General features: G+C 56.7%; 10 protein-coding genes. 2 read left to right on the top strand and 8 right to left on the bottom strand.

What is annotated here, in order from left to right; all coding sequences use genetic code 11:
- Positions 1-579: 579 nt before the first annotated feature.
- Positions 580-780: a hypothetical protein gene (locus tag ACFOFO_RS22590; RefSeq protein ID WP_390322780.1), complete on the top strand. Its 201-nt coding sequence runs from the start codon at positions 580-582 to the stop codon at positions 778-780.
- A 164-nt stretch (positions 781-944) separates the two neighbouring features.
- Positions 945-1388 carry a hypothetical protein gene (locus ACFOFO_RS22585; protein ID WP_390332944.1) on the top strand — a complete coding sequence of 148 codons (444 nt, stop codon included), beginning with the start codon at positions 945-947 and terminating at the stop codon, positions 1386-1388.
- 400 nt (positions 1389-1788) lie between these two features.
- Here the strand turns inward: ACFOFO_RS22585 and pcaF are convergent, their stop codons facing one another.
- The 8 genes from pcaF to boxC all read right to left on the bottom strand — a co-directional run bounded on the left by pcaF (position 1789) and on the right by boxC (position 11759).
- The gene (gene pcaF / locus ACFOFO_RS22580) at positions 1789-2991 is read right to left on the bottom strand and encodes a 3-oxoadipyl-CoA thiolase (RefSeq protein WP_390332943.1); all 1203 of its coding nucleotides are present in this window, start codon (positions 2989-2991) and stop codon (positions 1789-1791) included.
- A 368-nt stretch (positions 2992-3359) separates the two neighbouring features.
- Entirely contained in the window at positions 3360-3845 is a 486-nt protein-coding gene (locus ACFOFO_RS22575; protein WP_390322777.1) for a MaoC family dehydratase, read from the bottom strand.
- Positions 3842-4651, bottom strand: coding sequence for an enoyl-CoA hydratase/isomerase family protein (locus tag ACFOFO_RS22570; RefSeq protein ID WP_390322776.1), 810 nt, complete (start codon positions 4649-4651; stop codon positions 3842-3844). The genes ACFOFO_RS22575 and ACFOFO_RS22570 overlap by 4 nt, the downstream gene beginning before the upstream one ends.
- Positions 4648-6174, bottom strand: a complete 1527-nt coding sequence (locus ACFOFO_RS22565; protein WP_390322775.1) for a 3-hydroxyacyl-CoA dehydrogenase — start codon at positions 6172-6174, stop codon at positions 4648-4650. Before ACFOFO_RS22565 ends, ACFOFO_RS22570 begins: the two co-directional genes overlap by 4 nt.
- Positions 6175-6188: 14 nt before the next feature.
- Positions 6189-6992, bottom strand: a complete 804-nt coding sequence (locus ACFOFO_RS22560; protein WP_390322774.1) for an enoyl-CoA hydratase-related protein — start codon at positions 6990-6992, stop codon at positions 6189-6191.
- A gap of 71 nt (positions 6993-7063) precedes the next feature.
- On the bottom strand, positions 7064-8311 hold the full coding sequence (gene boxA, locus ACFOFO_RS22555) for a benzoyl-CoA 2,3-epoxidase subunit BoxA (protein WP_390332940.1): 1248 nt from the start codon (positions 8309-8311) through the stop codon (positions 7064-7066).
- Between the two features lie 73 nt (positions 8312-8384).
- The gene (gene boxB, locus ACFOFO_RS22550; RefSeq protein WP_390332937.1) at positions 8385-9812 is read right to left on the bottom strand and encodes a benzoyl-CoA 2,3-epoxidase subunit BoxB; all 1428 of its coding nucleotides are present in this window, start codon (positions 9810-9812) and stop codon (positions 8385-8387) included.
- Between the two features lie 288 nt (positions 9813-10100).
- Positions 10101-11759 (bottom strand): 2,3-epoxybenzoyl-CoA dihydrolase, encoded by a 1659-nt coding sequence (boxC, locus tag ACFOFO_RS22545; protein WP_390332935.1) that lies wholly within the window; start codon positions 11757-11759, stop codon positions 10101-10103.
- Positions 11760-12399 lie beyond the last annotated feature (640 nt).

Raw genomic sequence — 12399 nt, 5'->3', positions numbered from 1 at the left:
GAATTATCCAGATCAGATGCAACATGCCTTGGCCCCTCTGTGAAAGCGAACGAGAAATTGCTCTTGCCCCCGAAAAACGTATTCCAGAATTTATAATTTTGTTCGAAGAATAGAAATTACGAATTGAGAAATCGCAAAGACGGACACACTCAAGGAATCCATGGAAAATAAATTTTGGAATTCAAGCTGGGCCAATTGCACGGATGAGCGGCTGCTTTGTAGCGCCACGACCGACCGGCCGGTGTTGGCTGGTTTGCGACGATAAGCACAAATACTAAAAACAGCGCTGAACATACTTAATCGCACTCCCTTACCCCACGCGCACTTGGTTTTTGAGGCTGCCCTTCTTTCGGGTCACAGCCACCTGCAACTCGTGGCCGAAGCTGCCCTCATCTAATTCGTGCGCCAGCGCACAGACAGTGCCCGCTTTGGTATGTATTCTGCACAGACTAAGATGAAGTAATGGCAGCGATTCCGAACCGCCTCCAGCGGAGGAGGTCAAGTTTGAAAATCGACGTTCTAATACATCCATTACATCCATTGCAGTTTTAAGGATTTAATCCCTTCAGGAGGGTTATTATGAAATGGGCAGGTATGTATCTCGTTGGTTTTCTTGTCCTGATTTGCGGTCTTCTGGCGGCGCTTTGGAAATTGGGTATTCTGACCAGCATCGGCACGACGTGGACAGTGATCGGAGTCGTGATCGCGATCGGCATTGGCATCATGCTTGCAGTGTCCAATAGCGGCAGCAAAGAAAACATCGAGATCGACCGAAAATGAGCGGCTCGTGCATGGCTCCTAGTTACGCTGCGACCATTAGGCAACGAACGGACAGCAGAAGCTTCGCGACCCAACGGGGCACTGGGTTAGCCTCCGCCCCCCTAGACTTCCAAGTCGAAGCTGCCAGATATGCGCTACACGCATGTATTTCTTAGGAGAATGAGATGAATGAAAAATCTGAGTTGAGTGATTTAGCGGGGGCTTTGTTACGAGGTTTGCAGGGGGCACCGAAGAAGAATAAAGACTACGCCAGAATCGCTGAGTATGCAGCCACTATTTTCGGAATGTCTGTCCGCTCGATATCACAAGAATTGTTCCTTGAAAACGTTAACAACATCATGATTTTTTTCAAGGGATTCGTTAAATTTTGCGGTTTGGCAGTCGGACTTTCTGATGATGAATGCAATGACGCATTTGAGGTATTTTTTGTCGAAATCACAGGTTTGCCTCATCAGGACGGAGCAATGACTTTCAGTGTCTTGGACAGGATGGCGAACACGCCAGAAGGTATTGCACTAATCAAAGCGGGACAACTGGCTGCTTACGATTGCCAAGAAGGCAATATTGCTGGGGCAATAGCGGCACTGGGCAAAGCACTCGGCATTTGAATAGGTGATTCGCACCTGAGCACAAAACTGGGACAGCATCTTTATTGGCGTTGTTGCATTAATGCAATCATTTAAGGCAGTCATCGAGCAAAGGTACGGTGTCTCGCAGCGCGCGGCAAAGGTCGAGGTAATCCCGTGGCTCATCGCTATGCCACCGTCGCGCAATCGCCAGCACCGATCGACCGGCCGGATTTGGCCGACTCCAGCCTTTCAGGCGCAAATTAGTTTTGACTTAATAGGACATCACATGTCGGATCAAGTCTGGACCAATACACTTTTAGCTTCGCCATCGCAATTCACAGCTTGCAAAAGCGGCAAATGTAACTGACTGGAAAATTTGCACCAGAACCTTAAACATTGTCATGACAAAGGTTTGCAAAACCGGGCCGATGGAATCAAATCAGACGCGCTCAATCACTATTGCAATTCCCTGGCCGACGCCTATGCACATTGTGCATAATGCGTAGCGTCCACCGGTACGATGCAACTGATACATCGCGGTCGTCACTAGCCGCGCGCCACTCATGCCGAGCGGATGGCCCAATGCTATCGCGCCGCCATTCGGATTCACACGTGGATCGCTGTCCTGCAAGCCCAGCATGCGCATCACGGCCAGCCCTTGCGCGGCGAATGCCTCATTCAATTCGATCACATGCATCTGGTCCAGCGTCATACCCAATTGCTGTAGCAGCTTTTGGGTTGCAGGCGCCGGACCGATGCCCATCACGCGCGGTGCGACGCCTGCGGTTGACATGCCGACAATGCGTGCTTGTGGCGTCAGGCCGTGCCGCTTCGCACCGGCTTCACTGGCCAGCAACAGCGCACAGGCGCCATCGTTGATACCGGATGCATTGCCTGCGGTCACGGTGCCATCCGGGTGCACCACACCCTTCAATTTTGCCAGCGCTTCCATGCTGGTTGCGCGCGGATGCTCGTCATGCAACACCGTAATAGGCTCGCCCTTTTTCTGCGGAATGATGACCGGCGTAATCTCTTGCGCGAATAGGCCGTTCTGTTGCGCGACTGCAGCCTTGTTCTGACTGGCGAGCGCAAACAAATCCTGATCTTCGCGGCTGATGCGGAACTCGGTGGCGACGTTTTCAGCCGTCTGTGGCATCGTCTCGACGCCGTACTGCGCTTGCATCAGCGGGTTGACGAAACGCCAGCCCATCGTGGTGTCGAAAATTTCTGTCCTGCGCGAAAAGGCGCTGTCGGCTTTGCCCATCACGAACGGCGCACGCGTCATCGATTCGACGCCGCCTGCGATCATCAGATCAGTGTCGCCGGACCGGATCGCACGCGCGGCAGTGCCCACCGCATCCATGCCTGAGCCGCATAAACGATTGATGGTGGAACCCGGCACTTCCTGCGGCAGGCCTGCCAGCAACGCAGACATGCGCGCCACGTTGCGATTGTCTTCACCCGACTGATTGGCGCAACCATAAATCACATCCTGCACCGCGGCCCAATCCAGCTTGGGATGACGCGCAATCAACGCGCGCAGCGGGATTGCGCCAAGGTCGTCGGCGCGCAAATCTTTCAAGGCGCCGCCATAGCGGCCGATCGGGGTACGCAATGCGTCGCAAATATAGGCTTGGTTCATGGGATGGCGAAATAAAAAAATGGATGGGTCGCTCCAGCGACAGTAGCGGGCTTACGCAGCCCGACTGCGCTGCCGGATTAAAGTTGACAAGGCTGTTAATTTCTCCAAGAGCCGTTCGCGCTGAGATCCGCTCGCCCTGAGTAGGTCCGTCCGCCCTGAGTAGCGAAGCGTATCGAAGGGAGCGTTTTTCAGGCCGCGCCAGGCTTCGATACGCCGCTGTGCGGCTACTCAGCCCGAACGGATAACTGAGGTGGTGAGAAACTAACACTCCTCGTAAAATTGATAATAAATATGGGAGTATGCATAAAAACATGTCACTTCCCGCATAGTTTTAAAGGCATATAAATATATACACGCTCCAGTATATTTTATGGCTGCAGCGCCCCAGCTTGCAGATGGCTGGCTGGCAGCATTGCTGCTCCCGACAGTCTGAACAAGCTGGTCGCCTCAAGGTCAAGCACGTCCACACCAAGCTGGTTCTGCATGGTCCACTGCCAGCGTATGATCCCCAGCCAAGGTTTTGACGACGACGTGCGCGACTCATGGACCAGCACGTTCAAGGTCAACAGATCGCCGGGGCGCACCGGATGCGGCCACTTTACGTAGTTCAGGCCGGGCGATGCATACGATTCAGATCCATTCAGAATGCCGTTGCTGATCAGTCCCATCGCCATTGCGCAGGTATGCCAGCCACTGGCGATCAAGCCATCCCAGGGTCCCTGTTCTGCCTGTATCGGGTCGGTATGAAACCACTGCGCATCGTACTTGCGGGCAAAGGCAAGGACTTCTTCGGCATCGACCTCTACCGGGCCTAGTGTGAAGTGCGTGCCGCTGGTCAGATCTGCAAATTTCATGGGGCCGCCTGGTTGAATTGTGGGCTACGCTTCTCCTTGATGGCGGCCAGCCCTTCGCGTGCGTCCGCCTGGCCGAAGCCCATGATCTCGGCATTCAGGGAGGCTTCAAAAGCCGGCCAGGCGGCGCGCAACCAATGATTGAGCGAGCGCTTGGTATGGGTCAGTGCGCTCTGGCTGCCTGCCGCCAGCCGCTGCGCGATCTGCAATGCCTGGTCTTGCAGTTGCTCGGGCGCGACCGCGAGGCTGACCAGGCCGATCCGTTCCGCCTCCTCGCCGCTGACCGTTTCACACAGCAGTAAATAGTATTTTGCCTTGGCCATGCTGCACAACAGCGGCCAGATCAGCGCCGCATGATCGCCCGCGGCGACTCCTAATTTAGTGTGTCCGTCGATCAATTTGGCGCTGCGCGACGCCACCGAGATATCGGCCAGCAATGCCACCGCCAATCCGGCGCCGACAGCCGCGCCATGGATCGCGGAAACAATCGGCTTGTCGCAATCGATGATGCCCTGCGCCAGTTCGCGTGCCTCGCGCATCACGCGCATGCGCGCGTGCTCGGAGTGCAGCATGTCTTCCACCATGCCCAGTTCACCGCCGGCACAAAATGCCTTGCCTTCACTGCGCACCAGCACAACCCTTACCTGCGGATGCGCATTCAGTGTGCGCCAGATCGAAGCCAGTGCGCCGTGGCCTTGCGCATCGGTCACCGGCATGCCGCCTGGCGGTTGAAATATCAGATGCGCGATGCCGTGATCGTCGATCTCGACCCGGAAATTGCTGGTGTCGACCGGAATGGAAATACTCATGCAGAGATCCTTTCGGTCCAGAAACGCTGCTGCAGCAAGGGGCTGATGCGGTAGCGTTCGCTACGATAGGCGGCAAATAAATTGTCGAGCAGATTGACGGTGTAATCAACGCCGATCTGCTGCAGCCATTCAAACGGCCCGGCCGGATAATTGGTGCCCAGCTTCATCGCCAGATCGGCGCTCGCTGCGTCGCACACGCCCTGATGCACGGCATCGGCGCCCTCGTTGATCAGCATCGCGACCGTGCGTGCGATCAACAGACCCGGCACATCGCGCATGACGATCGCCTGCAGGCCGCAGGCGGCAAGCGTGGCCGCGATGCTGGTCTGCGCTTCAGACGACATGCCTGGAGCAAATGCAATGCCGATTGCATCGCTGCGTTCGGACAGCAGCGGCAGATCGATGACGGCAAGTTGCCTGCTGTTTCGCTCACAGGCAAGTTGGGCGGCAGTGCGGCCATCGGTCAGATGCAATTCCGTAGCGCCGATCCGCAAACCATTCCAGTTGCTGTCGGCGGCATGGGAAAATGCCACCTGCCTGCCATCGAGCCAGTTCACAAGGCGCAACATCAGCGCGCTGTTGCCCGCAACTGCAATCGGCAGCATCGGATGGCCGGTTGGCTTATCCGCCGCGGGAGGCGGCACGTCTTCATAAAAACCCTTGCCCACTTTACGTCCGAGACGGCCGCCGTCAACCAGCGCTTTCTGCACCAGCGACGGGAGATAGCGGCGGTCGCCGTAATTGGCATCGAACACCGAGACGGTCACCGCGTAGTTGATGTCATGCCCGATCAGGTCCATCAGCTCGCACGGCCCCATCCGGAACCCTGCGCTGCGGGCAGCCCGATCGAGTTGGGCCGGCGTGGCGGCCTGTTCCTGCAGCAAGGCCAGGGCTTCCGCATAGAACGGGCGCGCAATCCGGTTGACGATAAAGCCCGGTGTCGATTTTGCATGCACTGCTGTCTTGCCCCAGCGACGCGAGAGGTCGACAATCGCATCGGCGACAGCGGCGGCAGTCTCCGCGCCGGACACCACTTCGACCAGTTTCATCAAGGGCACAGGATTAAAAAAATGCATGCCGACCACACGCTCGGGATGCCGCATGCCGTTGGCAAGTGCGGTAATCGAAATGGACGAGGTATTCGATGCCAGGATGGTATGGCGGCCAACGTGTATTTCCAGTTCGCGCAGCAAGGTTTGCTTGGCTTGCAGTTGCTCAACGATCACTTCCACCACCAGTGCGGCGTCGGCCAGATCGGCCAGCGTGTCAACCGGCACTATGCGCGCCAGAATCGCCGCCCGCTCCGGCCCCGACATGCGTCCCTTGCCGACCAATCCAGACAGTGCGGCAGCAATATTGTCATGGGCTGCGCGTGCCGCATCCGGGCGCGCATCCATCAAGCGCACCGGATGCCCTGCAGCTGCAGCGACTTGCGCGATACCCGCGCCCATGGTACCCGCGCCAATTACGCCAACCAGTTGTTGCACTGCTGGCTGAGTATTGAATTTATATTCAGATGTCATTGGACTGGGCTCGTTCATGACTTCACCCAGGCGGCCGGACGTTTGGCCAGAAATGCCGCAAATCCTTCGCGTGCTTCCGGCGTCGCGCGTACCCGTGCAATCGTCTGGGCGGTCAGTTCGCGCACCACCTCATCCACCTCGGCCACGGCGAGCTGACCAAATAGCCGCTTGATCTCGCCCAGTGCCCCGGGGCCGTTGGCCAGCAGTTGGACGATGGTCTTCTCAATGGCGGCATCCAGCTGGTCCGCTTCCACGATTTCGTGCACCAGACCGATCTCTGCGGCGCGTGCCGTGTCGATCTGTTCTGCCGTCAATGCCAGACGCAGCGCCTGACGCTTGCCAACCGCATTGATCAGGTAAGGGCCGATCACGGACGGCAGGATGCCGAACTTTGCCTCACTCACCGCAAAGCGCGCCTGCGGCACCGCAAACACGATGTCGCAGGCGCAGCATAGGCCGACACCGCCGCCATAGGCGGCGCCCTGAACCCGTGCGATAACCGGTTTGTCGCAGGTCTGGATCATCTGCATCATGCACGCAAAGCGCCGCGCATCGGCCAGATTGGCCTGCTGCGAATTATTGCTGGCGCGCTCCATCCAGCGCAGGTCTGCTCCGGCGCTGAAGGCCCGGCCTTCGGCGGCAAGCACGACCACCCGGGTGTCGTGCGAATGGCTGAGTGCGTCGAATACAGCGCTCAACTCAGCGATCATTGTTTCGTCAAACGCATTCAAGGTTTCCGGTTTGGCGAGCGTGACATGCGAGACGCCGCGCGCGTCGGTCGCCAGTTTGAGCGTTTGGTAATTTGAATCGGCCAACATGACTCCTGCTAACAATTGAACATAAGGAAGCGAATAGATGGGGCGCGATAGCCGCCTGGCTATCCAGCGGCTCAGTAGGTCTCGACGTGGAAACGCCCTTCCCTGACCATCTTGCCGTGCAGCGACGGCCAGTCCATGCCGACCGCGCTGCAGTTATCGCGCAGCGCTTCCATGACGCCGGTCTCCATGCCTTTCAGGCCGCAGATATAGATGTAAGTGTCGCCGCTGAGCAAATCGGTCACAGTCCTGCCGGCGTCGCGGATCTTGTCCTGCACATAAGCGCGTGGCTGGCTTTCGACGCGGGAGAACGCCAGATGCATGTTGATGAAGGCTGGAGGCAGCTTCAGAAGTGGACCGAAATACGGCAATTCTTCCGGCTTGCGCGCGCCAAAAAACAGCATCAGCTTGCCATTCATGGCCTGCCCTTTTGCTGCCAGCCGCCGCCGATGCTCGGTCATTGCGCGCATCGGGGCCGAGCCGGTGCCGGTGCAAATCATCAGCAGGTTGGAACCAGGATGATTCGGCACCAGGTAGTTGGTGCCGAACGGGCCAGTGACCTGCACGCTATCGCCTTTTTGCAAATCGCATAAATAATTGGAGCCGACCCCGCGTACCGGTTGGCCTTCATGGTCTTCGGTGACGCGTTTGACGGTCAGTGCCAAGTTGTTGTAGCCGTCACGCTCGCCTTCGCGCGGACTGGCGACCGAATACATGCGCAAGTAATGCGGCTTGCCGCTGGCATCGGCGCCGGGCGGAATGATGCCGATCGACTGCCCTTCGAGAATCGGGAAGAACTGGGTGCCGAAGTCCAGCACGATATGATGTATGTCGCTTTGTGTATCCGCCGCCGTGAGCCGGTAATTGCCCGCCACCGTTGCCGTTACAGGTTTTTTCAGCGTGTACAGATTCAGGTATGGATGCGCGGCCGACCACGGCGCCATCGTGGATGATGGGGACGTGGCTGCGTTGATCTGCATCCCTTCATTACTGACTCCCTCGGCAGTGTCGTCGTCGGCAGAAGTCACCAGCGCATTGTCGGGCACCTGCTGCTGTAGCGGCAATTCATCCCAGCCAAACTGTTCTGCCAGCGAATACGCGGCGTCTTTCGGCACGGTTCTCCAGTGATCGATCGAGCCGGTCGGGCATGGCGAAATGCACTGAAGGCATCCATTACAGATATCCACATTCACCACGTAGTTGCGACTATCGTGGGTGATGGCATCGACCGGGCAGGTTTCTTCGCAGGTATTGCAACGAATGCAGACCTCGGGATCAATCAGGTGTTGTCGTATCAATACGATCGGTGTGGTGGCGTTCATGGCATGTCGTCCATATGGTGCAGGAAGATCAAAGCGGGTTGGCCGATGCATTACACCGGCCGGCCTTTTTTGCTTAGTTGAAGCGGACGTACTCGAAATCAATCGCTTGCCGGTTGATGCCAACCGGTGGCGGCGCGATCCAGTTCGCCATTTTTCCTGGTTCAATCACACGCACCATCAATGACGCAACGTAGGCACGGTCTGCTTCACTTGGCAGCCAGTTGCGCGCATTTGCTGCCCATTCCGCTTCTGAAATCAGCTGGCCATCCGGCGAGACCTTGCATGCAGCCATCGGGCCAATATGCCGATTAAACGCCTTGTGTGGCGTGACAAGACGGAAGCTTAGCCCTGCTTTTTCAATCACCCGGTTCCAGCGTCCGACTCCAGCAACCGAGTCACGGATATAGTCATCGCGCAGTAATTCGTTGAGCGAGTTCAACATCGGCACCTCGCGTTCGACCAGCTTGCCGTTCGCTACTTCGAGGATGCGGTACTGGCTATTCTTCAATGAATGATCATCATCGCGCTTCATTTCTTCGTAACGGCCTTTCAAGCCGGCGCTGTAGAACGCGGCAGCGTTGGACGATTGATCCGCACCGAAGAGATCGATGGTGACGCTGAAGTGAAAATTCAGATAGCGCTGGATGGTCGGCAGATCGATCACGCCCTTCGCGCGCACCTGCGCCGGATCCTCGATGCCAAACTCTTTCATGATTTGGCAGGTACGGTTGATGACTCGTGAAATGCCCGATTCACCGACGAACATGTGATGCGCCTCTTCGGTCAGCATGAAGCGGCAGGTGCGGGACAGCGGATCAAAACCGGATTCCGCCAGCGCATTCAACTGGAACTTGCCATCGCGGTCGGTAAAGTACGTAAACATATAAAACGCGAGCCAGTCCGGCGTCTCTTCATTGAACGCTTCCAGAATGCGCGGCTTGTCGACGTCGCCGGAATTACGCTGCAACAGTGCTTCGGCTTCTTCGCGGCCGTCACGGCCAAAATGCTTGTGCAGCAGGTAGACCATTGCCCACAAGTGGCGGCCTTCTTCGACATTGATCTGAAACAGGTTGCGCAAATCGTAATTGGACGGCGCAGTCAGGCCGAGGTGACGCTGCTGTTCCACTGAGGCCGGTTCGGTATCGCCTTGCGTGACGATCATGCGACGCAGATTGGCGCGATGTTCACCCGGCACTTCCTGCCATGCATCCTGACCCTTGCTCTCGCCGAAATTGACCTTGCGCCCTTCTTCGGCCTGCGCCAGGAAGATACCCCAGCGATAGTCCGGCATCTTCACATGGCCGAAATTGGCCCAACCTTCAGGTGTGACATTGATGGCAGTACGCAGATAAACGTCGTGATTGGTTGAGCCATCCGGGCCCATGTCGCGCCACCAGTTCAAGTAATTCGGCTGCCAATGTTCCAGCGCACGCTGCAGTGTCTTGTCTTCCGACAGATTGACGTTGTTTGGAATTGTTTCACTGTAATCAATTGTGCTCACGGTAAATTCCTTTAATCAGAGTTAATGCAAGAGTTGTTATCGTCAATCTATAAACCTAGAAACAGCAGTTGACCGCTTGTTAGCTTCGATAAGTTCATGAATTGATTTAAATTTTTCATGGTTAAACAGTTCACCGTTTGGGTGACACCGCTACAGGTGCGATTGCACGTTTTTCCGTCTCCCTGGCGTTGTTGCTCCTCCTACCAGGATGCAGCCTGCGTCGTCGTCGTCCCTAGCCAGAAAGCCGGAAAAACGCACACTCGTACCTGTCCAACTGCCGTTTCTAGGTTAAACGCGGTTCATATCGAATTGGGCCTTGTTGCCGCTGCCATAGACCTTCAGCGCACCTAGTTCACCCACCGCATTCGGGCGGATGAAAATCCAGTTTTGCCAAGCAGTCAAACGGCCGAAAATACGCGTTTCCATCGTTTCCTTGCCATTGAAGCGCAGATTGGCTTCCAGACCAGTCAGGGCATCGGGCGACATGCTGGCGCGCTCTTCCAGTACCATGCGCGTTTCATCGGCCCAATCCAGGTCATCCGGATCGGCGGTGATCATGCCCAGTGCAAGGGCCTGGCCCGCATCGAGTGATTGCCCAACGGTGTTGCGTACTGCGGCGATCTCGGCCTCGTCTTCATAGAAACGGCGTGCGATACGCGATTGCGCGGTGACCATCGGCAAGCTGCCGAAATTGAGCGCGGATACGGCGATACGCGGTGCGCGCTGCGGTGTCGATGGCAGGGCAAGCATATAGCTGCGGTCGGCCGCCAATGCAATTTCGAGCAAGCTGCCGGCAAAGCAGGAGCCTTCGTCGATCAGTGCAAACAGCGAACGCGACGACACATCGAGTCGCGCCAGCGTGCGACGCAAAAAGCCGATGGTTTCGCGCACCAGCCAGTGCGACTGGTGCGCCAGCAACGTGGCGTCGCTCGCGAGCACTGCCTGCGCATCGCCGCGGGTCTTCAGGATCCAGGTGCCGATCTCGAGTTCGTTGGTGCGCATGTGCAAAATCGCATCATCGAGTTCCCGCGTCATCTGCAGCGGCCACCATTGCACGCCTGCGGCTTCGATGCCGGCGATATCGGTTGGTTGCGGCGCAGTTGGCGCCTTGACCGTCAGGGTCGCATTGCGCGCGGCGCGATCAATCACGATGCTGACAAATTCATAATCGATCGTCGTGTCTGTCTGCGTCCGGTTTAAAGGCGTCAGCTTGACGCCTTTGCCGTCTGCAGGACGGTCGCTCTTGGCGGCCAGCGCCAGTGCATGGTCACGCACGGTTTTCTGGAACTGCGCGGGTGTCGCGATTTCATCTACCAGACGCCAGTCTTTGGCACGCTGTCCGCGCACGCCTTCGGAGGTGGTGCAGAAGATATCGGCATGATCATGGCGCACCTTGCGCTTGTCGGTCAGGCGTGTCAGCCCGCCGGTGCCGGGCAACACGCCCAACAGGGGTACTTCCGGCAGGCTGACAGAAGAAGCCCGATCATCGACCAGAATGATTTCATCGCAGGCGGCGGCCAGCTCATAGCCACCACCAGCGCAGGCGCCATTGACTGCCGCGATGAATTTCAAACCGGAGTAGCGGCTGGAATCTTCCAGGCCATTGCGCGTTTCATTGGTGAATTTGCAAAAATTGACTTTCCACGAATGGGTTGATTTTCCCAGCATGAAGATGTTGGCACCAGAACAGAAAATGCGATCCTTGCTGCTGGTGAGAATCACCGTACGCACTTCTGGATGTTCAAAGCGAATCCGCTGTACGGCATCATTGAGCTCGATGTCGACACCGAGGTCATAGGAATTGAGCTTGAGCTTGTAACCTTCCTTTAAGCCACCATCCTCATTGATGTTCATGGTCAGTGTGGCAATCGGTCCATCGCAGGCAATGGACCAGTGTTTATAACGCTCAGGTGCGGTTTGATAGTTGATTTGCGGCGAGGTATTCATGGCACTCCACGTAGGCATTATGCTGCGTTGATAAAATCTATAAACGCAATATAGTGCATATAAATTCAGTAGTCAAGCATCAAAATGCAGTTTTTATGACTGATGAAAGACGGAAAGACGGAAGAATTTTGAGCGGACAACGGAATGCCGCCCTGCCAGTTGGAAAATAATGATGCGGACAGCGGCGCATGACAGGCTGTCCGCGGCGTTTTTGACTTTGGTTTGAAGGTGCGCACAGTGCTGGCGCCGGGGCATAGTCCAGGAAGGATTTGAGACCGGGAGGGTGGTATATCAGGCAGAACGGTTTTTTTAAAGCCCGCCCAACTTGCCTGTCACCTGCTATTCGGCCCGTATTGCCAGTGCGGTAGCGCGCATGGCTTGATTCAGCGTGGCCGGCGCGGGCCGGAGCATAGGCTTGTATTCGTAATTGTTGTGCTCACAGCAAACACTGGTTTTAGCAATCCCGACAAGCCGTTCGTCCTGAGTAGCCCGCAGGGCGTATCGAAGGCTGCGCAGCCTTCGATATGCTCCCTTCGATATGCTCCCTTCGATATGCTCCCTTCGATACGCTTCGCTACTCAGGGCGATCGGACCTACTCAGGGCGAACCGGCCTATTCAGGACGAACGGCCTTTTGCGTA

Origin of the sequence: Pseudundibacterium arcticum (assembly GCF_042646465.1) — a bacterium.
Classification (GTDB): Bacteria; Pseudomonadota; Gammaproteobacteria; order Burkholderiales; family Burkholderiaceae_D; genus Undibacterium_A; species Undibacterium_A arcticum.
This window is presented reverse-complemented; position numbering and strand designations above follow the sequence as displayed.

Excerpts from the sequence above, each read along its gene's own strand:
- ACFOFO_RS22560 (WP_390322774.1), bottom strand. The coding sequence starts at position 6,992 with ATGTTGGCCGATTCAAATTACCAAACGCTCAAACTGGCGACCGACGCG.
- ACFOFO_RS22585 (WP_390332944.1), top strand. The coding sequence starts at position 945 with ATGAATGAAAAATCTGAGTTGAGTGATTTAGCGGGGGCTTTGTTACGA.
- boxC (WP_390332935.1), bottom strand. The coding sequence starts at position 11,759 with ATGAATACCTCGCCGCAAATCAACTATCAAACCGCACCTGAGCGTTAT.
- pcaF (WP_390332943.1), bottom strand. The coding sequence starts at position 2,991 with ATGAACCAAGCCTATATTTGCGACGCATTGCGTACCCCGATCGGCCGC.
- ACFOFO_RS22590 (WP_390322780.1), top strand. The coding sequence starts at position 580 with ATGAAATGGGCAGGTATGTATCTCGTTGGTTTTCTTGTCCTGATTTGC.
- boxA (WP_390332940.1), bottom strand. The coding sequence starts at position 8,311 with ATGAACGCCACCACACCGATCGTATTGATACGACAACACCTGATTGAT.
- ACFOFO_RS22570 (WP_390322776.1), bottom strand. The coding sequence starts at position 4,651 with ATGAGTATTTCCATTCCGGTCGACACCAGCAATTTCCGGGTCGAGATC.
- ACFOFO_RS22575 (WP_390322777.1), bottom strand. The coding sequence starts at position 3,845 with ATGAAATTTGCAGATCTGACCAGCGGCACGCACTTCACACTAGGCCCG.
- ACFOFO_RS22565 (WP_390322775.1), bottom strand. The coding sequence starts at position 6,174 with ATGACATCTGAATATAAATTCAATACTCAGCCAGCAGTGCAACAACTG.